Origin of the sequence: Streptomyces sp. NPDC001513, assembly GCF_042894695.1 — a bacterium.
GTDB lineage: Bacteria > Actinomycetota > Actinomycetes > Streptomycetales > Streptomycetaceae > Streptomyces.
Map to the genome: position 1 here is coordinate 177565 of NZ_JBIAVU010000015.1, position 22173 is coordinate 199737.

A 22173-nucleotide genomic window follows, 5' to 3' on the forward strand; every position below is an offset into this window, starting at 1 on the left:
TCATTCTTCGGATCCGTCCCCGTTGGCTGCGTCGAGGATGCCGGGCAGGGCCCGGACGAACGCGTCGGCCTCGGCCTCGGTGAGCACGTACGGGGGCATGAGCCGTACGACGTCGGGGGCGGGCGCGTTGACCAGGAAGCCGGCATCCTGAGCCGCCTGCTGCACCTGGGGTGCGAGCGGCTCGGTCAGCACGATACCCAGCAGTAGGCCGGCGCCCCTGACGTGGGAGACCAGCGCGTGGCCCGAGGACTCGATCCCGGAGCGCAGCCGCTCGCTGCGGGCCTTGACCTGGTCGAGCAGTCCCTCGGAGGCGATAGTGTCGATCACGGCGAGGCCGGCGGCGCAGGCGACCGGGTTCCCACCGAAGGTGGTGCCGTGCTGGCCGGGCCGGAACAGGTCGGCCGCGGCCCCGAAGAGGGCCACCGCGCCGATCGGCAGTCCGCCGCCCAGTCCCTTGGCGAGGGTGACGACGTCGGGCTCGACGTCTTCGTGGGCCTGGTGTTCGAACCACTGGCCGCACCGGCCGATGCCGGTCTGGACCTCGTCGAGGACGAGCAGGGTGCCGGTGGCGCGGGTGATCTCGCGGGCGGCCGTCAGGTACCCGGCCGGGGGCACGACCACGCCGTTCTCGCCCTGGATCGGCTCGATGACGACGAGCGCGGTCTCCTCGGTGACGGCGGCCCGCAGGGCTTCGACGTCGCCGAAGGGGACGTGCGTGACGTCGCCCGGCAGCGGCAGGAAGGGCTCCTGCTTCTTCGGCTGGCCGGTGAGGGCGAGGGCGCCCATGGTCCGGCCGTGGAAGCCGCCGTCGGTGGCGACCATGTGGGACCGCCCGGTCAGCCGGCCGATCTTGAAGGCGGCTTCGATGGTCTCGGCCCCGGAGTTGCAGAAGAAGACCTTGCCGGGGCGGCCGAAGAGCTGGAGCAGCCGCTCGCCGAGCGCGACGACCGGCTCGGAGATGAAGAGGTTGGAGACGTGGCCGAGGGTGGAGACCTGCTCGGTCACGGCCGCCACGATCGCCGGGTGGGCGTGGCCGAGCGCGTTGACCGCGATGCCGCCGACGAAGTCGGTGTACTGCTTGCCGTCGGCGTCCCACACCTGGGCGCCCTCGCCGCGCACGAGGGCGAGGGCGGGGGTGCCGTAGTTGTCGGTCAACGCGCCCTGCCAGCGCGCGCCGTATTCCTGGTTGCCGCTGCCCTTCGTCATTCCGCTCCCCCTGGCTGTTGTCCGGGCTGTGGGTCGGGCACGACCATCGTGCCGATGCCCGAGTCCGTGAAGATCTCCAGCAGGATCGAGTGCTGGACCCGCCCGTCGAGCACGCGGGCGGTGTTCACGCCGTTGCGCACGGCGTGCAGGCACCCCTCCATCTTGGGCACCATGCCGCTGGACAGCTCGGGCAGCAGCTTCTCCAGCTCGCTGACGGTGAGCTTGCTGATGACCTCGTCGCTGTGCGGCCAGTCCGCGTACAGGCCCTCGACGTCGGTGAGGACCATCAGCGTCTCGGCGCCCAGCGAGGCGGCGAGCGCCGCGGCCGCCGTGTCGGCGTTGACGTTGTAGACGTGGTGGTCGTCGGCGCTGCGGGCGATGGAGGAGATGACCGGGATCCGGCCGTCCGAGAGCAGCGCCTCGATCGCGCCGGTGTCGATGGCGGTGATCTCGCCGACGCGCCCGATGTCGATGACCTCGCCGCCGATCTGCGGGCTGTGCTTGGTCGCCGTGATGGTGTGGGCGTCCTCGCCGGTCATGCCGACGGCGAGCGGCCCGTGCTGGTTGAGCAGTCCGACCAGCTCGCGCTGGACCTGGCCCGCCAGGACCATCCGTACGACGTCCATGGCCTCCGGGGTCGTGACGCGCAGGCCGGCCTTGAACTCGCTGACCAGGCCCTGCTTGTCGAGCTGGGCGTTGATCTGGGGGCCGCCGCCGTGCACGACGACCGGCTTGAGGCCGGCCTGGCGCAGGAAGACCACGTCCTGGGCGAAGGCCGCCTTGAGGTCCTCGTCGATCATGGCGTTGCCGCCGAACTTGATGACGACGATCTTGCCGTTGTGGCGGGTGAGCCAGGGCAGGGCCTCGATGAGGATCTGCGCCTTGGGCAGGGCGGTGTGCTTGCGGGCGGTGCCGGGCTGGCCGGCCTTCTCGTCGCTCGTCTCGTCGCTCATGAGGAGTACGCGCTGTTCTCGTGGACGTAGTCGGCGGTCAGGTCGTTGGCCCAGATGACGGCCGATTCGCCGCCGGTGGCGAGGTCGGCGGTGATGCGGACCTCGCGGTCCTTCATCGAGACCAGGTCGCGGTCCTCGCCGACCGAGCCGTTCTTGCAGACCCACACGCCGTTGATGGCGACGTTGAGGCGGTCCGGGTCGAAGGCCGCCTTGGTGGTGCCGATCGCGGAGAGCACCCGGCCCCAGTTCGGGTCCTCGCCGTGGATGGCGCACTTGAGCAGGTTGTTGCGGGCGATGGACCGGCCGACCTCGACCGCGTCGTCCTCGCTGGCCGCGCCGATGACCTCGATGCGGATGTCCTTGCTGGCGCCCTCGGCGTCGCCGATCAGCTGGCGGGCCAGGTCGTCGCAGACGGCGCGCACGGCCTCGGCGAACTCCTCGTACACCGGCACCTGGCCGGACGCGCCGGAGGCGAGCAGCAGCACCGTGTCGTTGGTGGACATGCAGCCGTCGGAGTCGACCCGGTCGAAGGTGGTGCGGGTGGCGTCGCGCAGCGCCTTGTCGAGGGTGGCGCTGTCCAGGTCGGCGTCGGTGGTGAGGACGACGAGCATGGTGGCGAGGCCCGGGGCGAGCATGCCCGCGCCCTTGGCCATGCCGCCGACGGTCCAGCCGCCCTGGGAGACGGTGGCCGTCTTGTGCACGGTGTCGGTGGTCTTGATGGCGATGGCGGCGGCCTCGCCGCCGTCCTCGGACAGGGCGGCGGCGGCGGTCTCGATGCCGGGGAGCAGCTTGTCCATGGGGAGCAGGACGCCGATCAGGCCGGTGGACGCGACCGCGACCTCCCCGGCGTTGAAGTCCTCGCCGAGGACGGCGGCCACCTTCTCGGCGGTGGCGTGGGTGTCCTGGAAGCCCTTGGGGCCGGTGCAGGCGTTGGCGCCGCCGGAGTTCAGGACGACGGCGCCGACGGTGGCGCCGCGCAGGACCTGCTCGGACCAGTGCACCGGGGCGGCCTTGACGCGGTTGGAGGTGAAGACGCCCGCGGCGGCGAGACGCGGCCCGTTGTTGACCACGAGGGCCAGGTCCGGGTTGCCGTTGGCCTTGATCCCGGCGGCGATGCCCGCTGCCGTGAATCCCTGTGCAGCCGTAACGCTCACGGCGCGACTCCAATCGTGGAAAGCCCGAGCTGCTCGGGGAGCCCGAGGGCGATGTTCATGCTCTGCACCGCGCCGCCGGCGGTGCCCTTGGTCAGGTTGTCGATGGCGCTGACGGCGATGATCCGCTGGGCGGACGCGTCGTAGGCGACCTGGACGTGGACGGCGTTGGACCCGTGGACGGATTTGGTGGACGGCATCCGGCCCTCGGGAAGCAGGTGGACGAAGGGCTCGTCGGCGTACGCCTTCTCGTAGGCGGCGCGCAGCGATTCGGCGGTGGTGCCGGGGAGGGCCTTGGCCGAGCACGTGGCGAGGATGCCGCGTGCCATGGGCACGAGGGTCGGCGTGAAGGAGACGGAGACGCGCTGTCCGGCGATGGGGCTCAGGTTCTGCACCATCTCGGGCGTGTGCCGGTGGCCGCCGCCCACGCCGTACGGGGTCACCGAACCCATCACCTCGGCGCCGAGCAGGTGCGGCTTGAGGGCCTTGCCCGCGCCGGAGGTGCCGGTGGCGGCGACGATCACGGCCTCCGGCTCGGCGAGCTGGGCCTGGTAGGCGGGGAAGAGGGCGAGGGATACGGCGGTGGGGAAGCAGCCGGGGACGGCGATGCGCTTGGTCCCCTCCAGTGCGGCGCGGCCGCCCGGCAGCTCGGGGAGGCCGTAGGGCCAGGTCCCGGCGTGCGGGGCGCCGTAGAAGGCGTCCCAGTCGGCGGAGTCCTTGAGCCGGTGGTCGGCGCCCATGTCGACGACGAGGACGTCCTCGCCGAGTTCGGCGGCGACGGCGGCGGACTGGCCGTGCGGGAGTGCGAGGAAGACGACATCGTGGCCGGCGAGGGCCTGGGCGGTGGTCGCCTCCAGGGTGCGCCCCGCGAGCGGCACGAGGTGCGGTTGCAGGGAGCCGAGGAGCTGTCCGGCGTTGGAGTGGCCGGTCAGCGCGCCGATCTCCACTTCGGGGTGCGAGAGCAGGAGGCGCAGGACTTCCCCGCCCGCATACCCGCTCGCTCCGGCCACCGCTACACGTACCACCATCGGACCCTCCTCATCGATGGCATGACTATACGTATGTCCGCACGTTTATGCAATGTTCTGGATCTCGGCGGGAGGGGTGCGCGGGAGGATCCGGCGCCGGTGGCGCCCTACGGAAGATGTCTAGCAGGAAAGGGCCCGCTCCGGCGACGATTCCGCCGGTCGCGTCGGCCGGCGGCGGGGCCGTCCCGTCGACGAGACGGTGCCCGAAGGGGCGCGTTTCACGCCGGGGCCTGGAGGGAGAGGTACCAGCGGCGCGACCAGCCGGTGAGGGTCAGGGTGGACAGCGGCCGGACGTCCACGTTCCAGTAGGTCAGCGGGGGTGCCTGCAGCGCGTAGACCAGGGCCGCCCGGACCACCGAGGGCTCGGCCACCGCCACGATCGCGCCGCCGTCGTCGGCGGGGCGGGTGTCGAGCCAGCCGCCGATCCGGGAGATGAAGGCGAGCAGGGACTCGCCTCCGTGCGGGGCGGCCCGCGGATCGCTGAGCCACAGGTCCACCGCGCCGGGTTCGCGGGCGGTCACCTCGGCCAGGGTCAGCCCCCGCCAGCGGCCCATGTCGCACTCGCGCAGCGCGGGCTGCGCGAGGGGCGCGTACCCGAGGGCCTCGGCGGTGGCCCGGCTGCGCGGGGTCGGCGAGCAGTAGCGCAGCTCGGCCGCGCCCAGGGGCACGAGGTCCCGGGCGGCGCACTCCACCGACCGCCAGCCGGCTCCGTCCAGCGGACGGTCGTCGTCGAAGCGCTCGGCGAGCAGCGAGGAACTACGGGCTGCGGCAACGAGCGAAACCCGAACATGCATGCGGTGATGGTGAGCCGCGAACGGCCGGGGGTCAAGCTTTCCGGAACGAGGCGTTCGGCGGGCCCGGGCGGCTACGCACCGAGGCCCGCCCGGAGTCGTTGGACGGCCTCCACCAGCTCCCCCGGCCCCGACACCCCGGCGAAGCTCAGCCGGACGTACGGGCCGGGCGGTTCGGCGCAGAAGTACGGGCGGCCGGGCGCCACCGCGACCCCGGCGCGCAGGGCCGCCACGGCGAAGGCCGCGTCGTCGGCTCCGTCGGCCATCCGCAGCCACAACTGGTACCCGCCCGACGGCAGGTGGTGCAGCGTCAGCCCGGGCAGCTCCCGCCGCAGGGCCCCCGCGAGCACGTCCCGCCGGTGCCGCAGCTCGGCGGCCACGGTGCGCAGGTGGCGCGGCCAGGCGGGCGCGCCGACCAGTTCGAGGGCGGCCTCCTGGAGCGGCCGGGACACGAAGAAGGTGTCCACGACCTGGATGGCGCGCAGCCGGTCCACCACCGGGCCCCGGGCGGCCAGGGCGCCCACCCGCAGGCTGGGCGAGGTGGCCTTGGTCAGGGACCGGACGTGCACGACCACCCCGTCGTGGTCCTCGGCGGCCAGTGTCGCGGGCAGCGGACCGGCGTCGTCGTGGGCCAGGGCGCGGGCGTAGTCGTCCTCCACCACGAAGGCTCCGGCGGCGCGCGCGATGCGCAGCACCTCGGCCCGCCGCGCGGGAGCCAGGACCGCACCGGTCGGGTTCTGGAACAGCGGCTGGCATACGAACACCCGCGCGCCCGTCGCCTCGAAGGCGGCGGCCAGCAGCTCCGGCCGCACCCCCTCGGCGTCCACCGGGACGGGCACGGGCCGGCATCCGGAGGCGCGGGCGATGGCCAGCAGCCCGGGGTAGGTCGGGGATTCCACCAGGATCGGCGCCCCCGGCGGGGCCAGCGCCCGCAGGGCGGTGGTGAGCGCGCTCTGCCCGCCCGCGGTGACCAGGACGTCGGCGGCCGAGACGGCCCCGCCGATCTCGCGGGCGAACCAGTCGCGGAGCTCGGGCAGGCCCTCCATGGGCGGCCGGTCCCAGGCGCCGGGGCGCCGCCCGGCCCGGGCGAGCGCGGCCGCCATGGCCCGCTCGGGCTGGATGGAGGCGTGCAGGTAGCCGCTGTTGAGTCCGATCACCCCGGACGGCGGTGCGGCCAGACAGGCGAGCACCCCGGAGGCGTCGACCGAGCGCGGCACGATCTCGCCGGGGGCCTCCGCGCTGAGGGCGACTTCCTGCCAGGAGGTGTCCCCGGGCGCGGCGGGCACCGTGCGCGGGGAGGCGCGGAAGACGCCGGCGCCGGGCCGGGTGACGACGAGGCCCTCGGCGGCGAGCTGCGCCAGGGCCCGGGAGACGGTGACGGGGCTGACCCGGTAGCGCTCGACCAGGGCCCGGCTCGACGGGAGCTTTCCACCCACCGAGTAGCGGTTGAGCTCCGATCGCAGCGATTCCGCCAGTTCCGCCACACTGCTACGCTCGTACATGACAGCACAGAATAGCGCTACTCTCCCGAACTCGATAGCGGTCAAGAGTCCGGTGGGCCGCGGTACCGCCCTCGCCTCACTCGGCGTCCTCGCCTTCTCCCTGACCTTCCCCGCCACCGCGTGGGGCCTGGAGAGCTTCGGGCCGTGGTCCCTCGTCGCCCTGCGCAGCGTCCTCGCCGCCGTCATCGCCGGAGCCTTCCTGCTGGCCCGCCGGGTCCCGCTGCCCGCCCGCGAGCACTGGGCCGGTCTCGCCGTGGTCGCGGGCGGGGTGGTCGTCGGCTTCCCGCTGCTCACCACCCTCGCGCTGACGACCTCCACCACCTCGCACGCCGCCGTCGTGGTCGGCCTGCTGCCGCTCACCACCGCCGCGCTGTCCGCGCTGCGCACCGGAGCCCGGCCCTCGCGCGCCTTCTGGGCGGCGGCCGTCGCCGGGGCCGCGGTCGTCATGGGATTCACCCTCGCGCAGAGCGGCGGCGCCCTCTCGGCCGGCGACGCCTACCTGTTCGGCGCCCTGCTGGTGTGCGCCGCCGGGTACACCGAGGGCGGACGCCTGGCCCGGACCCTGCCCGGCTGGCAGGTGATCGGCTGGGCGCTGGTTCTGTGCCTGCCGCTCAGCCTGGCCGGCTCCGCGCTCGGGCTCGCGTACGAGCCGGTGCACCTCGGCGGGCACGGGCTGGCCGGGCTGGTCTGGGTGGCGGCCGGCTCCACCTTCCTGGGCCTGTACGTCTGGTACCGGGGCATGGCCGAGATCGGCGCACCGCGCGCGAGCCAGCTCCAGCTCGCCCAGCCGCTGCTGACCCTGGTCTGGTCGGTGGCGGTGCTGGGCGAGCGGCTCACCCCCGCCGCGCCGATCGCCGCCTGCGCGGTCCTCGTCTGCATCGCGGTCACCCAACGGGTCAAATAGCCCCAGTACGACCTAAACTGCTAGCACCGGATCGGACCGCCACCGAGGAGGTCAGTTATGCGCGCGACCGAGGGCGACCAGCTGGTGCAGCACGGCAGGATCGTCGGACAGCACGACAAGGTGGGCGAGATCACCCAGGTGCTGGGCGAAAACGGAACCCCCCCGTACCGGGTCCGCTTCCAGGACGGGCACGAAGCCCTCATGGCCCCCGGGCCCGACTGCGTGGTCCGTCACCCCGTAGAGCCCGACCACTGAATCAGCGCGGGGGCACCGCCGAGCCGTAGTGGTCGGCGACCACCCGGGCCATCGCTCCGTTGGGGTCCGCGGCCACCTGCTTCGCCGAGAAGTAGACGTGGCCGCGGACTTCCGGGTGTCCGGCGGCGAACCGCAGGTGCTTCGACAGCTCCCCCGGATCGCGCCAGGCCGCGGTGGTGCTGTCCGCGTCGCAGCGGTACAGCGCCTCCCCCACGTACAGGTCCACGCCCGTGCCCGCCACGGTCCGCGCCCACCAGGGCACGACGTCGGCGTAGTCGGCGGTCGGGTGGCCGATGTGCCAGTACGCCTGCGGCACGATGTAGTCGATCCAGCCCTCCCGGACCCACTTGCGGGTGTCCGCGTACAGGTCGTCGTACGTGCCCAGGCCCGCCCGCGTCGGCGAGCCGAGCGGGTCCCTGTCGGAGTTGCGCCAGACCGCGAAGGGGCTGATGCCGAAGCGGACCGCCGGGCGCAGCGCCCGCAACCGCGCGGACATCTCCCGGACCAGGGTGTCGATGTTGTGGCGGCGCCAGTCGGCGCGGGACGCGAAGGAGCCCCCGTGCTCCTCGAACGCCGCGTCGTCGTCGAAGTACTCGCCCTCCGCCGGGTACGGGTAGAAGTAGTCGTCCCAGTGCACCGCGTCCACCGGGTAGCGGGTGATGGCGTCGAACATGGCGTCCTGCACGAAGCGCCGCACCTCGGGCATGCCGGGGTTGTAGTAGAGCTTGCCGCCGTACTCGACGGTCCAGCCGGGGTTGCGCCGGGCCGGGTGGGAGGCGGCCAGCCGGTCGGGGTCGGTGTGGTTGGCCACGCGGAACGGATTGAACCAGGCGTGCAGCTCCAGCCCGCGGGCGTGCGCCTCCGTGACGGCCGTGCCCAGCGGGTCCCAGCCGGGATCGACCCCCTGCTCGCCGGTCAGCCACTGCGACCAGGGCTCCAGCTTCGAGGGCCAGAAGGCGTCGGCCGCCGGCCGGACCTGGAGGACCACCGCGTTGAGCCGGCGCTTGACCGCGGTGTCGAGGAGCCGCAGCAGTTCCGTGCGCTGCCGCGCGGCGGAGAGCCCGCTCTCGGAGGGCCAGTCCACGTTGGACACGGAGGCGATCCACATCCCCCGGAACGCGGCGGTGGCGGCCCGGGCGGGGAGCCCGGAGGACGTCCGCCGTGCCGCGGCGGCGGCCGGTCCGGAGGTGGTGGCCGCGATCACCCCCACGGCTCCGGCCAGCAGTGCCCGTCGGCCGATGTACGTCATGTGACATCTCCGTTTCGCTGAGTGACATTGCGCGATGTCCGCCCAGCATGCCCGCCCCGGCCCGCCGCCCGGCGCAAGGTCGGGAGTAACGTCGGGGGGCGTGGCGGGCGCCGGAATCGTACGGGGGACCCGCCGACGGAGAGCTGCGAAAGGCACGAAGTGACTGACCTCCCTTCCGACATCACACGGGTCGGCGTAGTGGGCTGTGGCCAGATGGGCGCGGGTATCGCCGAGGTGTGCGCCCGCAGTGGCCTTGAGGTCAAGGTCGCCGAGACCACCGGCGAAGCCCTGGAGATCGGCCGGACCCGGCTTCACAACTCCCTGACGAAGGCCGCCGAACGCGGCAAGATCACGGAGGAGGAGCGGGACGCCGCCCTCGCCCGCCTCACCTTCACCACCGACCTCGGCGAGTTCGCCGACCGTGACCTCGTCATCGAGGCGGTCGTCGAGAACGAGCAGGTCAAGACGGAGATCTTCCAGGTCCTCGATCAGGTGATCACCCGCCCGGACGCGATCCTGGCCTCCAACACCTCCTCGATCCCGCTGGTCAAGCTGGCCGTCGCGACCTCGCGGCCCGACCAGGTCATCGGCATCCACTTCTTCAACCCGGCCCCGGTGCAGAAGCTCGTCGAGCTGATCCCCGCGCTGACCACGGGCGAGGAGACGGTCAAGCGGGCCGAGGCCCTGGTGCGGAACGTGCTGGGCAAGCACGCGGTCCGCGCCCAGGACCGCTCCGGCTTCGTCGTCAACGCGCTCCTCGTCCCGTACCTGCTGTCCGCGATCCGGATGTTCGAGTCGGGCATCGCGAGCCGCGAGGACATCGACAACGGCATGGAGCTGGGCTGCGCCCACCCGATGGGCCCGCTCAAGCTGTCCGACCTGATCGGCCTGGACACCATCGCCTCGATCGCCGACTCGATGTACGCCGAGTACAAGGAGCCGCTGTACGCCGCTCCCCCGCTACTCCAGCGGATGGTCGACGCGGGCCGCCTGGGCCGCAAGACGGGCGCGGGCTTCTACCCGTACGCCTGATCCCCGCCGCTGCCCCTACGGCTGGCCGAGCCGCAGGTGGTGCAGCAGGAGCAGCCCGGCCGCCATGTTGGCGGCCGGGATCTCCCCGCGCGCGATCATGTCCGGCACAAGTTTGAGCGGGACCCATTCCCGGCGCGAGGATTCGAAATCGTCCTCGGGATGGCCGATGTAGGTGGCCCCCTCCGCCCAGTAGAGGTGGTGGCGGGCGTCGGTCAGCCCGTTGGACGGCTCGACGGTCATCAGGTGGTGGAGCGGGCCGGGCCGCCAGCCCGACTCCTCCTCCATCTCGCGCGCCGCCGCGACCGCGATGTCCTCGCCGTCCTCGACCACCCCGGCGGGCAGTTCCCAGCCCCAGCTGTCGGTGATGAAGCGGTGCCGCCAGAGCAGCAGCACCTCGTTGGCCTCGTTGACGGCCGTGGCCACGGCGACCGGACGCAGCCGGATCACGAAGTGGTCCAGGTGCCGGCCGTCGGGGAGTTCCACATCGGCGAGATTCACGTCGAACCAGCGGTTCTTGTACACAGTCTGCTCACTCAGGTTCATCCACTGCACGGCTGTGCCACCTTCCGTTCGAGTAGGTGGCAAACATGGCAGCAGCTGGCCCGTCACAGCGGAACGCGCAGCGCCCCGTCGATGAGCTGCGCGGTCTCCTCCGCGCCCGAACAACCGCTGGTCAGCAGCTGTTCGCGGACCGCCCGCAGCCTGTCGCGCAGCCGCAGCGACTCCATTCCCTTGGCCCGCTCGGCCATTTCCGCCGCGGACGCCGCGGCCCGGTCCGCCTCGCCCTGGCGCAGCTGGATCTCGCACAGCATCGCCAGCCGGTGCACCCGCCCGCGGTCGTGGGCCGGGGTGCCGACGGCGGCGGCCGCCTGGACCCGGGCCGCTTCCAGATCCCCCAGGCTGAGCAGCGCCTCGGCGACCTGGACGTTGACGAGCCCGGGCTGTACGTAGCCCGTCTCGTCGGGTTCGGTGCCCGGGCGGATCCGCTCGGCGGCCGCCTCCGCGTTGCGGATGCAGGCCAGCGCGGCCCCCGTGTCGCCGAGTTGGGCGTACGCCTTCGCCTGCATGGCGTACAGGTCGGCGGCCAGCGCTGGGGTCGTGTGCGGGCCGGCGGCGCGCAGCGCGGCCTCGGCGAAGGCGACGGCCTGGCGGTGTTCGCGCAGGTGCAGGGACTGGTTGACGATCAGCGCGATCACGTACGCCCCGAGCCCGCGGTCCCCGCTCGCCTTGGCCAGGCGCAGCGCCTGGTGGAAGTAGCGCTGGGCCAGCCCGTGGGCGTCCGAGTCGTACGCGCAGATCCCCGCCACCGCCACGAGGGAGCCGGTGGCCCGGTGCAGTTGGCGGCCGAGGGCGTCGGGGTAGCTGCCGCGCAGCATGGGCGCCGTCTCGGTGCCAAGGAAGCGGACGATCCGGTCCCGCGTGGCCACTCCGCCGGCCCGCCGGTACATCAGCTCGTAGTGCGCGCGGGCGGCCTTCAGGATCTCGATGTGCTCGGGACCGATCCGGTTCGGGCCCTCGCGGGAGACGTCCGCGTCCTCGGGCGGATTTTCCCATTCCCAGACCGGGATCACGGCGGGCGTTCCGGTGACCGCCTCGGCGGTGAGCAGCTGGGGCCGGGCCTGCCCGTCGGACCGCCACAGGGCGGCGGCCCGGTCCACGAACCCGCTGAGCGGTGAGGCGTGCAGGGAGACGGGCCGGTCGGCCGCCCCGAGCCCGATGTCGTCCAGCCCGACGGGGCGCCGCAGCCGGCCGCCGAGCACCTCGCAGATCAGGTCGGGGACCTGGCCGCGGGGCCGCTGGCCCTTCAGCCACCGGGTCACGGCGGTGTGTTCGTAGCGCAGGGCGAGTCCGCGGGTGCGGCCTGCCTGGTTCACGTAGGCGGCGAGTCCGGCATGGGACATGCCCGCCTCGGCGAGAAGGGCGTCGAGCAGGACATTGGGCTGCATGGGCCGCTCCAAGGGCTCGTCGGTCTCAGGCTAGTGGGTGCGTGGTTCACACGGGGTGTGAACCGAGTACGCGCATAAATGCGATGCGCACTCTGCCGCTCGGGCCGCCGCGGGCGCTTCACTTAGGGGCCTCGCCAAAGAGGCGGCTCGGGTCGTCGGCTCCCCCTCGTACAGTGCGACGACCCGCACCGCGCCGCCCGTCCTGCTGTCTGCCCGACACTCCACGGCAGGCGGGCGGCGCGTTCCGGCTCCGCCGGCGCCCGGTTGGTCGCCGGGCCCCGGCGGAGCCGGCCCCCCGGCAGCCGGCCGGTCAGGACCGGTCGTTGCGGAGCACCAGCAGGGCGACGTCGTCGGCGAGTCGCCCGCCGGTGTGCCGGAGCAGGGCCGCGTGCACGCCCGCGACCAGCCGCGCGGGCGTCCGCGGGGCCGGGGCCTCTGCGAGGACGCTCCGCAGGGGGAAGAACGCGCCGGCGGCGTTCCGGGCCTCCTCGGCGCCGTCGGTGTGCAGGAACAGGGTCTCCCCGGGCCGCAGTTCCCCCACGGGGTGCGGCTGCGCTTCCGCGGGTACGGGCACCACCCCGAGCGGGGGCAGCGTCTCGCCGTCCAGAGCCTGCACGTCGATGAGCCGCTGCGCGGAGCCGCCCCCACCCCGCCCCTTCCCGAAACCGGGCTCTGCCCGGACCCGGTCCTCAAACGCCGGACGGGCTGAAAGATTCAGCAGGTACGGCCAGGGGTGGCCGCAGTTCAGGGCCAGCAGGGTGCCGTCCGGGGCGATCTGGAGGAGCAGGACGGTCACGAACTCCTCCGCCGAGGGCGACTCCGGCTCGCCGGCGCAGGCCGCCGGATGCTCCGCGCGCGCCCGGTCCCGCAGGTGCCGGTCCAGCGCCCGCTCCATCCGCCGCAGGACACCGTCCAGCGTCACCTCGTCGTACGCCGCCTCGCGGAAGGCCCCGAGCACGGCCGCCGCCGCACCCAGCGCCGGCAGCCCGTGCCCCCGTACGTCGCCGATGACCACCCGCACGCCGTAGGCCGTCGGCACCGCCTCGTACAGGTCTCCGCCCACCGCCGCGCCCCGGCTCGCCGAGAGCTGCGCCGCGGCCGACGTCAGGCCGTCGATCCGCCCCGGCAGCGGCCGCAGCAGCGCCCGCTGCGCGGCGCCCGCGATCTCCTGCGAGCGGCGCAGTTCGCCCAGCAGCCCGCGCCGGATGTGCAGGGCGCAGCCGGTTGCCAGCAGCAGGAAGGCCACGCACGTGGCCAGGCTCGGCGCCAGCCGCCCCGGAGTGGTCAGCTCCCAGGACACCGCGGCGCCGCCCCAGGCCACGACGCACACCCGGCGCAGCTGGGGCATCTCCCCGCGCGTGATCATCCGTAGGCTCCCCTCCGGCCGGATCGATTGTGTCGACCCGACCGACGCCCCGGACACGGGCCTCCGGGCTTCTCACCCGAACGAGTGAGGGCGCATCCGGTGGTCCGGATGCGCCCTCAACTGGCCTTACGCGGGTGCGGCTACGCGCCCCGGAGCACCGCCCCGGTCCGCTCGCCCGCCAGCGCCACCGCCGCGTCGCGCGCGGCCGTGGACTCCTCGGCGGTCAGCGTCCGGTCGGTCGCGCGGAAGCGCAGCGCGTACGCCAGGGACTTCTTGCCCTCGCCGACCTGCTCACCGGTGAACACGTCGAACAGTCGCAGCGACTCCAGGAGTTCGCCCGCGCCCTTGCGCAGGGCGGCCTCCACGGAGGACGCCGGAACCGACGCGTCCACGATCAGCGCGACGTCCTGGGTCGCCACCGGGAAGGTGGAGATCCGGGGCGCCTGCAGGGCCTCGCCACCGGCCGCCGCGAGGCGGTCCAGGTCGAGCTCCATGGCGCTGGTGCGGGCCGGCAGGCCCATCGCCTTGACCACGCGCGGGTGCAGTTCGCCGGCGTGGCCGATGACCTGCTCTACGCCGTCGATGGTGACGACGAGCTCGGCGCAGCGGCCCGGGTGCCAGGGGCCGTACTGGCCCTGGCGGACGACGAGCTGCGTGCCGGCCTCGACGGCCAGCGAGCGGGCGGCCTGGACCGCGTCCGCCCAGTCGGCCGGACGGCCCTTGCCCCACCAGCCGGCCTGCTCGCGCGCACCGGCCAGCACGACCGCGGCGTACCGCGGCTGCGCGGGCAGGGCCGCGTTCAGGGTGGCGACCTCCTCGTCCGTGGGACGCCGGTCGACGGGCAGCCGTACGGCGACACCCGGCTGCGCGGCGGCCCGGAAGACCGAACCGGTCTCGAAGAGCGCGAGGTCGTGGCTGCCCCGGCTGTCGTTGCGGCGCAGCGCGCCGAGCAGACCCGGCAGCAGCGTGGTGCGCAGCGCCGGCTCCTCGTCGGAGATCGGGTTGACGAGCTTGACCACCTGGCGCGAGGCGTCGTGCGCCGGGAGCTGGAGCTGGTCGAAGACGCCCTCACCGATGAAGGGGTAGCTCAGCGCCTCGACGTAGCCCGCGCCGGCCAGCGCGCGGCCGACCCGGCGGTGCAGCTGCTGCCGGGCGGTCAGACCGCGGCCGGAGGGCACCTGCGGGAGGGTCGACGGGAGGTTCCCGTAGCCCTCCAGCCGGATGACCTCTTCGGCGAGGTCGTTGGGCGCGGCGAGGTCGGGCCGCCACGACGGGACGGTGACGACGAGCTCGTCCTGGCCGTAGACGTCGCAGCCGATCTCCTGGAGGCGGCGCACGACGGTCTCTCGGCCGTACTCCATGCCGGCGACGCGGTCCGGGTGGTCCGCGGGCATGGCGATGGTGCGCGGCGCGCCCGGCGCGATGACCTCGGTGACGCCCGCCTCGGCGGTGCCGCCCGCGAGGAGCACGAGCAGGTCGACGGTCCGCTGCGCGGCCGCGGCGGCGGCCTGCGGGTCGACGCCCCGCTCGAAGCGCTTGGAGGCCTCGGAGGAGAGCTTCATGCGGCGGGCGGTGCGCGAGATCGACACGGAGTCGAAGTGCGCGGCCTCGATGACCACCTCGGTGGTCCCCGTGACCTGCCCGGTTTCGGGGTCGGTGACGGAGTCGGCGATCTCGGTGTTGGCGCCGCCCATGACACCGGCGAGCCCGATCGGGCCGCTGTTGTCGGTGATCACCAGGTCCTCGGCGTCGAGCGTGCGCGTGACGCCGTCGAGGGTGGTGAACTTCTCGCCCTGCTCGGCACGGCGGACACCGATGGTGCCCTCGATGCTGGAGCGGTCGTAGGCGTGGAGCGGCTGGCCGAGTTCGAGCATCACGTAGTTGGTGATGTCGACGGCGAGCGAGATCGGGCGCATGCCCGCCTTCTGCAGGCGGCGGGTCAGCCAGATCGGGGAGCGCGCGTCGGGGTCGAGACCGGTCACCGTGCGGGCGGTGAAGCGGTCGCAGCCGGCCGGGTCGTCGACCTTGACGGGGTAGCCGTACGAGTTCGGCTGGGGCACGTCGAGCAGCGCCGGGTCGCGCAGCGGCAGGCCGTAGGCGGTGGCGGCCTCACGGGCCACACCGCGCAGGGACATGCAGTAGCCGCGGTCCGGGGTGATGTCGATGTCGAGGACCTCGTCGACGAGCTCCAGGAGCTTGATCGCGTCGGTGCCGACCTCGTGCTCGTGCGGCAGCACGATGATGCCGTGCGTGCCGTCGTCGCCCATGCCCAGCTCGTCGCCGGAGCAGATCATGCCGTGCGAGGTGCGGCCGTACGTCTTGCGCGCGGCGATCGCGAAGTCGCCGGGCAGCACCGCGCCGGGCAGGACCACGACGACCTTGTCGCCGACGGAGAAGTTCCGGGCGCCGCAGACGATCTCCTGCGGTTCGCCGGTGCCGTTGGCCTGGCCGACGTCGACCGTGCAGAAACGGATCGGCTTGCGGAAGCCCTCGAGCTCCTCGATGGTCAGCACCCGGCCGACGACGAGCGGGCCCTTGAGCCCGCCGCCGAGCTGCTCGACGGTCTCGACCTCGAGGCCGGCGTCGACCAGCTTGGCGGCCACGTCACGGCCGGTCTCGCCCGCGGGCAGGTCGACGTACTCCCGCAGCCAGGAAAGCGGGACGCGCATCAGATCTCACTCCCGAACGGCCGGGTGAAGCGAACGTCACCCTCGACCATGTCTCGCATGTCTTCAACGTTGTGACGGAACATCAGCATCCGCTCGATGCCGAACCCGAAGGCGAACCCGCTGTACTTCTCGGGGTCCACACCGCAGGCGACGAGCACCTTGGGGTTGACCATGCCGCAGCCGCCGAGCTCGATCCAGCCCTCGCTGGAGCAGGTACGGCACGGGCGGTCGGGGTTGCCCACCGACTCGCCGCGGCACACGTAGCACTGCATGTCCATCTCGGCGGACGGCTCGGTGAAGGGGAAGAAGTGCGGACGCAGGCGGGTGGTGGTGCCCTCGCCGAACAGCTCCTGGACCATGTGGTCCATGGTGCCCTTGAGGTCCGCCATGGTCAGGCCCTCGTCCACGGCCAGCAGCTCGACCTGGTGGAAGACCGGGGTGTGCGTCGCGTCGAGCTCGTCGGTGCGGTACACCCGGCCCGGGCAGACGATGTAGACGGGGGGCTTGCGCTCCAGCAGCGAGCGCGCCTGCACCGGGGAGGTGTGGGTGCGCAGGACGACACCGGACTCGTCGCCCTCGGTGCCCTCGGGGCCCCGGACGAAGAAGGTGTCCTGCATCTGGCGCGCCGGGTGGTCGGGCGTGAAGTTGAGGGCGTCGAAGTTGAACCACTCCGCCTCGACCTCGGGCCCTTCGGCGACCTCGTACCCCATGGCCACGAAGATGTCCGCGATGCGGTCCATCAGCGTGGTCAGGGGGTGCCGGGCGCCGGCGGGAACGCGGTCGTAGGGCAGCGTGACGTCCACGGCCTCCTCGACCAGCACCCGCTCGTCGCGCTCGGCTTCGAGCTCGACCGTGCGGGCCCCGAAAGCCTTGTTCACGGCGCCGCGGGCCTGGCCCACGCGCTTGCCCGCCTCGGCCTTGGCCTGCGGGGGCAGCGCGCCGATCTCGCGGTTGGCGAGCGCCAGGGGCGAGCGGTCGCCCATGTGCGCGGTCTTCGCCTCACGCAGCGCGTCGAGGTCGCCGGCGGACGCGAAGGCGGCGAGCGCCTCGTCCCGCATGCGCTCGATCTCTTCCGGTTTCAGTGCCTCGACCTCGACAGGGTCGTACGACTTGTTCGGTGCCGACATCTCTTCCCGTACTTCCGATGGCTGGCTGGTGGGTCCCCGACGGCGCGATCAGACCGATCGACACAGAGACACAAAGGTGCCAAAGGACGAGTCTAAAGGCCGCTGGGGGTGTAAGGAGCCCGTGGGCCGTCTGGCGAGATGCTCAGCAGGGCTACTGCGTGAGGTACGCCGGGGCGCTCACGGGCAGGATAAATCGGAATTCGGCGCCGCCGCCGGGGCCGCGGCCGACCGTGATGGTGCCGCCGTGGGCCTCCACGATGCCCTTGACGATGTACAGGCCCAGGCCGGTGCCGCCGCGCTTGCTCCCCCGCCAGAAGCGGGTGAAGACGCGGCCCATCGACTCCTCGGGGATCCCGGGGCCTTCGTCGGACACGGTGACGGCGGTTCCCTTCTCATGCGGCGATACCCCGATGGTGACCGTTCCCTCTCCGTGGCGCACCGCATTTTCGAGGAGGTTGCCGAGGATCTGGTCGATCTTGTCCGGATCGGCCCACAGATCGGGGAGCGGACGGCTGACGCTCACGAGGAACCGCTCGGGGGCCTGGCCGTTCGCCGTGAGCGCCTGTACGTGGCGGCCGACGGCGGTGGCGATGTCGACGGGCTGGCGGCGCACCTCCAGGCGGCCGGAGTCGATGCGGGAGATGTCGAGGAGTTCGGCGATGAGGCGGGTGACGCGGTTGGCGTCGGCGTCGACGGTCTCCAGCATCAGCCGCTTCTGGTCGTCGGTGAACCGTTCCCACTTGGCGAGCAGGGTGGCGGTGAAGCCCTTGACGGAGGTGAGCGGGGAGCGCAGCTCGTGGGCGACGGTGGCGATCAGCTCGGCGTGGCTGCGCTCGGTGCGGCGGCGCGCCTCGGTGCCCCGCAGGGTGATCACGAGGCGGCGCAGCGGGCCGGTGGGGTGGGTGCGGATGTAGCTGGCGGAGACCAGGACCTCGCGGCCGCCGGGGAGCAGCAGGTTCCGCTCGGGCTGTCCGCGGCGGGTGGCGAGGCCGCCGTAGGGGTCGGTCAGCGCCCACCAGCGGCGGCCTTCGAGGTCCTCCAGCGGGAGCGCGCGGTCGATGCGGGCGCCGAGGGCCTGGGCGGGGTCGGTGGCGGTCATCCGGGCGGCGGCCCGGTTGAAGCAGATGACGCGGCCGGTGTGGTCGGCGACGACGAGCCCGTCGGGGAGGCTGTCGGGGTCGATCCCGAAGCCGAGCCCCTCGGCGGGGGCGTCGCCGTCCGGAAGCGTCCCGACCGCCCCGCCTGTCACGCCTGTTCCGCCTGTCCCGACCGCCCCGCCTGTTCCGCGGACCGCGGTCGCCGGGGAGCCGGCCTGCGGCGGTACGGAGCCCCGCGTGCGGGCGGCGCGCGCCGGGGATTCGGCATCGGCCCGGGCGCCGGTGACGGAGTCCGGGGGTCCGCCCGGACGGGCCCCGGCCGGGGCCTGCGGCGGGACGCCGGCCAGAGCGTCGGCCCGCGGCGGGACCTGGGCGGTGCCGAGTCCGGCCGGCACCGGTGCACCGGCTGTCGTGCCGGCCCCCGGTGAGCTGTTCGTACCGACGGTCATGTCCCCGTACCCCACATCTCCGAGTAGCGCAGTGGGCCCCCGGGACGCCACATTACTAGCTGGGGGTCACGGAGCGGCACCCTCCGGGCGCCCGCTGTGCACGCGCGGACGCGTAGAGACACACGGCGGCGGCCGTCGCAAGGTTCAGGCTCTCCGCCTTCCCGTGGATCGGGACCCGCACCACGGCGTCCGCCAGGGCCCTGGTCTCCTCGGGCAGGCCCCAGGCCTCGTTGCCGAATACCCAGGCCGAGGGCCCGCCCATGGTGCCCGCGTCCAGCTCGGCGTCGAGGTCGTCCTCGCCCGCGCCGTCGGCCGCGAGGATCCGTACGCCGGCCGCCCGCAGGCCTTCGACGGCCTGCTCCACCGGGACGCCGACGGCGACCGGGAGGTGGAAGAGGGAGCCCACGGAGGCCCGTACGGACTTGGGGTTGTAGAGGTCCACGGAGGCGTCGGTCAGCACCACCGCGTCGGCGCCGGCGGCGTCCGCGCAGCGCAGCACCGTACCGGCGTTGCCGGGGTCGCGGACGTGCGCGAGAACGGCGACGAGCTTGGGCCCGGACTTCAGGATCTCCTCGAACGGGGAGTCCAGGAAGTGGCAGACGCCGACGAGGCCCTGCGGGGTGACGGTCTGCGAGACCTCGGCGAGCACCTCGTCGGAGGCGTAGTGCACGCGGGCACCCGCGTCCAGGGCGGCGTCGATGATCTCGGCGTAGCGCTCGGCCGCCTCGACGGTGGCGAACAGCTCGATCAGGGTCGACGCGCCGGTGGGGCCGCGGTGCTCGACGGCCTCGCGGACCGCCTGCGGGCCCTCGGCGATGAACCGGCGCTCCTTGGTGCGGAAGTTGCGCCGCGCCAGTCGCCTGGCGGCGGCCACCCGCGGGGATCGGGGGGAGATCAGCTCGGCGGGGGTACCCATGGTCTCAGCGGTTCTCTCTCGGGGTTCCGAAGCGCGCGGGGCGCAGGAAAGCGGGGCGCGGGAAGGCGGGGGCGCGGGGAAGCGGGGCGCGGGGTGAACGCACACGGACCCGCAGGCGAATGCCTGCGGGTCCGTGGGGGCCGGCCGCGTCAAGCGGGCCGGCTAGCCCTTAGGCAGCAGCCTTGGGGGCGTTGACGTCGGCCGGAAGCGCCTTCTGCGCGACCTCGACCAGCGCGGCGAACGCGTTGGCGTCGTTGACGGCCAGCTCGGCGAGGATCTTGCGGTCCACCTCGATGTTGGCGGCCTTCAGACCCTGGATGAGGCGGTTGTACGTCATGCCGTTCTGGCGGGCAGCAGCGTTGATGCGCTGGATCCACAGCTGACGGAAGTCGCCCTTGCGCTTCTTGCGGTCGTTGAAGTTGTAGACCAGCGAGTGGGTGACCTGCTCCTTGGCCTTGCGGTACAGGCGCGAACGCTGACCGCGGTAGCCGGAGGCCGCCTCGAGGATTGCCCGGCGCTTCTTGTGGGCGTTTACTGCCCGCTTGACGCGTGCCACTTTTTAACTCCTTGTAGCGGGGCCGTGGGTGTCTTCACACGGCCCGAATTCGATGGGGTCCCGGTCTTGACGTCACCGCTCCCGCGAGGGGAGCGGAGGACATCAGATGCCGAGAAGCTTCTTGATCTTCGCGGCGTCGCCGGGGGCCATCTCCGCGTTGCCGGTGAGGCGGCGGGTGACACGGGACGACTTGTGCTCGAGCAGGTGGCGCTTGCCGGCGCGCTCGCGGAGCACCTTGCCGGAGCCGGTGACCTTGAAGCGCTTCTTGGTACCGCTGTGCGTCTTGTTCTTCGGCATGGCGCCGTTATCTCCTCGTCGGTGGCGCTCCCACCGGTCCGTTGCGGGACCGGCTCGCGGGAGCGTCATGTTGTGTCGGTGATCCGAGACGGGCTGCCTCGGGATCAGGCCTCGGCGTTCGTCTCGTCGGCGGGGGCCTCGGTGACGTCGGCGGAGGCGACCTCGGTGGTCTCCTCGACCTCGACGGCGGCGTCCTCGGAAGGATCCGTGTCGTCGGCGTGGGCAACACCCTGGCGCTCGGCCTTGCGGGCGGCCTGCGCCTCGCGGGCTTCGGCCATCGCCTCGGTCTTCTTCTTGTGCGGACCGAGGACCATGATCATGTTTCGGCCGTCCTGCTTCGGGTTCGACTCGATGAACCCGAGGTCCTCGACGTCCGAAGCGAGACGCTGCAGCAGTCGGTAGCCGAGTTCCGGCCGGGACTGCTCGCGACCACGGAACATGATCGTGATCTTGACCTTGTCGCCCTGCTTGAGGAACCGAACGACGTGACCCTTCTTGGTGTCATAGTCGTGCGGGTCGATCTTCGGCCGGAGCTTCATTTCCTTGATGACCGTGTGCGCCTGGTTCTTGCGCGCCTCACGGGCCTTCATGGCCGACTCGTACTTGAACTTGCCGTAGTCCATGAGCTTGCAGACCGGCGGGCGTGCGGACGCCGCGACCTCGACCAGGTCGAGGTCGTACTCCTGCGCGAGCTCAAGCGCCTTGGCAAGCGGCACGATGCCGACCTGCTCGCCGCTGGGACCGACAAGCCGTACCTCGGGAACGCGAATCCGGTCGTTGATGCGGGGCTCGGTGCTGATGGATCCTCCTCGGTAGCACCACACGACTGCCTGGCAGACAGCCGCTGACGTGTATTTCCGTCAGACCGACCACAGCGGGAAACCAAAAAAGCCCCGCCGGGCACAGGCAGGGGCTCCAATACAACCGGAACACCGTCGCGTGCGAACCGCGGGGCGTAGACTCGGGCAGCTTTCCATCGTCCGTACGGAACGATGGATACCGCCTGACCGGTGACCCGCCGCCCCGGAGGACGGTCAGGTGGGAGAAACGGAGCCTCCACTTGTGGGCCGGGCACAGAAGTGTCCGGCCGGTCGATGTACATACTAGCACCCGCGTTGCAAGCCCGCCGCACGGCATATCGTGGGGCTCATGACTGACGCGACACCCTCCACCGACCCCGCTGCCGACGGCGCCCCCGACTACGACGCCATGACCCGCGACATCGCGGACGTGCCCGCCGTCGAGGTGATCACCACGGTGGCCGTGCACCTGCTGAGCGCCGCGGCGGTCAACCTGGGCCTGGACAAGCCGGACTCCGAGCACAAGGACCTCGACGAGGCCCGCAAGCTGATCACGGCCCTGGCCGGCCTGGTCACCGCGAGCGCCACCGAGATCAGCTCCTTCCACGCCGCCCCGCTGCGCGACGGCCTGAAGTCGCTCCAGCTGGCCTTCCGCGAGGCCTCGATCGTCCCGGACGAGCCGGGCCAGGGCCCGGGCGAGAAGTTCACGGGTCCCGTCTTCGCCTGATCCCGCGCGTACGACACGTAAGAACGCGAGACACAGAAGAGGAGAGGCGGGGGGGGGGGGGGGGGGCCCGCCCGGGCCCCCCCCCCGCCGCGGGGGCTAGAATGGAGGCGGCGAGACGATCACCAACCACCCCCCCCCCCCCCCCGCCGCCG

Annotated in this window: 21 protein-coding genes; 4 read left to right on the forward strand and 17 right to left on the reverse strand. The window is 72.7% G+C overall.

Annotated elements, in window-relative coordinates:
* From ACFYZ4_RS30945 to ACFYZ4_RS30970, 6 genes are all read right to left on the reverse strand, one after another.
* Positions 1–1206, reverse strand: a complete 1206-nt coding sequence (locus ACFYZ4_RS30945; RefSeq protein ID WP_390785373.1) for an acetylornithine transaminase — start codon at positions 1204–1206, stop codon at positions 1–3.
* Positions 1203–2159, reverse strand: a complete 957-nt coding sequence (gene argB, locus ACFYZ4_RS30950; protein ID WP_351298041.1) for an acetylglutamate kinase — start codon at positions 2157–2159, stop codon at positions 1203–1205. Before argB ends, ACFYZ4_RS30945 begins: the two co-directional genes overlap by 4 nt.
* Positions 2156–3313, reverse strand: a complete 1158-nt coding sequence (gene argJ / locus ACFYZ4_RS30955) for a bifunctional glutamate N-acetyltransferase/amino-acid acetyltransferase ArgJ (RefSeq protein WP_390785374.1) — start codon at positions 3311–3313, stop codon at positions 2156–2158. The genes argB and argJ overlap by 4 nt, the downstream gene beginning before the upstream one ends.
* Complete coding sequence (argC, locus tag ACFYZ4_RS30960; protein ID WP_384348508.1) at positions 3310–4338, reverse strand: N-acetyl-gamma-glutamyl-phosphate reductase; 1029 nt, start codon at positions 4336–4338, stop codon at positions 3310–3312. The genes argJ and argC overlap by 4 nt, the downstream gene beginning before the upstream one ends.
* 218 nt (positions 4339–4556) lie before the next feature.
* Entirely contained in the window at positions 4557–5132 is a 576-nt protein-coding gene (locus ACFYZ4_RS30965; RefSeq protein WP_351298050.1) for a histidine phosphatase family protein, read from the reverse strand.
* A 71-nt stretch (positions 5133–5203) separates the two neighbouring features.
* On the reverse strand, positions 5204–6631 hold the full coding sequence (locus tag ACFYZ4_RS30970; protein WP_351298053.1) for a PLP-dependent aminotransferase family protein: 1428 nt from the start codon (positions 6629–6631) through the stop codon (positions 5204–5206).
* Here ACFYZ4_RS30970 and ACFYZ4_RS30975 point away from each other — a divergent pair.
* Both ACFYZ4_RS30975 and ACFYZ4_RS30980 read left to right on the forward strand, forming a co-directional pair.
* The gene (locus ACFYZ4_RS30975; protein ID WP_384348514.1) at positions 6630–7535 is read left to right on the forward strand and encodes a DMT family transporter; all 906 of its coding nucleotides are present in this window, start codon (positions 6630–6632) and stop codon (positions 7533–7535) included. The genes ACFYZ4_RS30970 and ACFYZ4_RS30975 overlap by 2 nt on opposite strands.
* Before the next feature lie 57 nt (positions 7536–7592).
* Positions 7593–7790 carry a DUF1918 domain-containing protein gene (locus ACFYZ4_RS30980; RefSeq protein ID WP_351298059.1) on the forward strand — a complete coding sequence of 66 codons (198 nt, stop codon included), beginning with the start codon at positions 7593–7595 and terminating at the stop codon, positions 7788–7790.
* A 1-nt stretch (position 7791) separates the two neighbouring features.
* On the opposite strand, the gene ACFYZ4_RS30985 is transcribed toward ACFYZ4_RS30980, so the two are convergent.
* Entirely contained in the window at positions 7792–9039 is a 1248-nt protein-coding gene (locus ACFYZ4_RS30985; RefSeq protein ID WP_390785375.1) for a glycoside hydrolase family 10 protein, read from the reverse strand.
* A gap of 159 nt (positions 9040–9198) precedes the next feature.
* Here ACFYZ4_RS30985 and ACFYZ4_RS30990 point away from each other — a divergent pair, with 159 nt between their 5' ends.
* Positions 9199–10071: a 3-hydroxybutyryl-CoA dehydrogenase gene (locus tag ACFYZ4_RS30990; RefSeq protein WP_030706157.1), complete on the forward strand. Its 873-nt coding sequence runs from the start codon at positions 9199–9201 to the stop codon at positions 10069–10071.
* A gap of 15 nt (positions 10072–10086) precedes the next feature.
* Here the strand turns inward: ACFYZ4_RS30990 and ACFYZ4_RS30995 are convergent, their stop codons facing one another.
* From ACFYZ4_RS30995 to infC, 10 genes are all read right to left on the reverse strand, one after another.
* A complete protein-coding gene (locus ACFYZ4_RS30995) occupies positions 10087–10614 on the reverse strand; it encodes an NUDIX hydrolase (RefSeq protein ID WP_384348529.1) in 528 nt (175 codons plus the stop codon).
* A gap of 62 nt (positions 10615–10676) precedes the next feature.
* Entirely contained in the window at positions 10677–12017 is a 1341-nt protein-coding gene (locus tag ACFYZ4_RS31000; RefSeq protein WP_351298068.1) for a transcriptional regulator, read from the reverse strand.
* Positions 12018–12327: 310 nt separating this feature from the next.
* Entirely contained in the window at positions 12328–13383 is a 1056-nt protein-coding gene (locus tag ACFYZ4_RS31005) for a PP2C family protein-serine/threonine phosphatase (protein WP_390785376.1), read from the reverse strand.
* A 140-nt stretch (positions 13384–13523) separates the two neighbouring features.
* Positions 13524–16052: a phenylalanine--tRNA ligase subunit beta gene (gene pheT / locus ACFYZ4_RS31010; protein ID WP_390785377.1), complete on the reverse strand. Its 2529-nt coding sequence runs from the start codon at positions 16050–16052 to the stop codon at positions 13524–13526.
* Positions 16052–17179: a phenylalanine--tRNA ligase subunit alpha gene (gene pheS, locus ACFYZ4_RS31015; RefSeq protein WP_030706150.1), complete on the reverse strand. Its 1128-nt coding sequence runs from the start codon at positions 17177–17179 to the stop codon at positions 16052–16054. The genes pheT and pheS overlap by 1 nt, the downstream gene beginning before the upstream one ends.
* 151 nt (positions 17180–17330) lie before the next feature.
* Complete coding sequence (locus ACFYZ4_RS31020) at positions 17331–18725, reverse strand: ATP-binding protein (RefSeq protein ID WP_390785378.1); 1395 nt, start codon at positions 18723–18725, stop codon at positions 17331–17333.
* Between the two features lie 55 nt (positions 18726–18780).
* Positions 18781–19641, reverse strand: coding sequence for an RNA methyltransferase (locus ACFYZ4_RS31025; RefSeq protein WP_351303524.1), 861 nt, complete (start codon positions 19639–19641; stop codon positions 18781–18783).
* Between the two features lie 169 nt (positions 19642–19810).
* Positions 19811–20197: a 50S ribosomal protein L20 gene (gene rplT / locus ACFYZ4_RS31030; protein WP_007263143.1), complete on the reverse strand. Its 387-nt coding sequence runs from the start codon at positions 20195–20197 to the stop codon at positions 19811–19813.
* Between the two features lie 102 nt (positions 20198–20299).
* Entirely contained in the window at positions 20300–20494 is a 195-nt protein-coding gene (rpmI, locus tag ACFYZ4_RS31035; RefSeq protein ID WP_030012385.1) for a 50S ribosomal protein L35, read from the reverse strand.
* A 104-nt stretch (positions 20495–20598) separates the two neighbouring features.
* Complete coding sequence (gene infC, locus ACFYZ4_RS31040) at positions 20599–21318, reverse strand: translation initiation factor IF-3 (protein ID WP_351303527.1); 720 nt, start codon at positions 21316–21318, stop codon at positions 20599–20601.
* Between the two features lie 325 nt (positions 21319–21643).
* Here infC and ACFYZ4_RS31045 point away from each other — a divergent pair, with 325 nt between their 5' ends.
* Complete coding sequence (locus ACFYZ4_RS31045) at positions 21644–22021, forward strand: DUF1844 domain-containing protein (RefSeq protein ID WP_351303530.1); 378 nt, start codon at positions 21644–21646, stop codon at positions 22019–22021.
* The last annotated feature ends 152 nt before the right edge of the window (positions 22022–22173 follow it).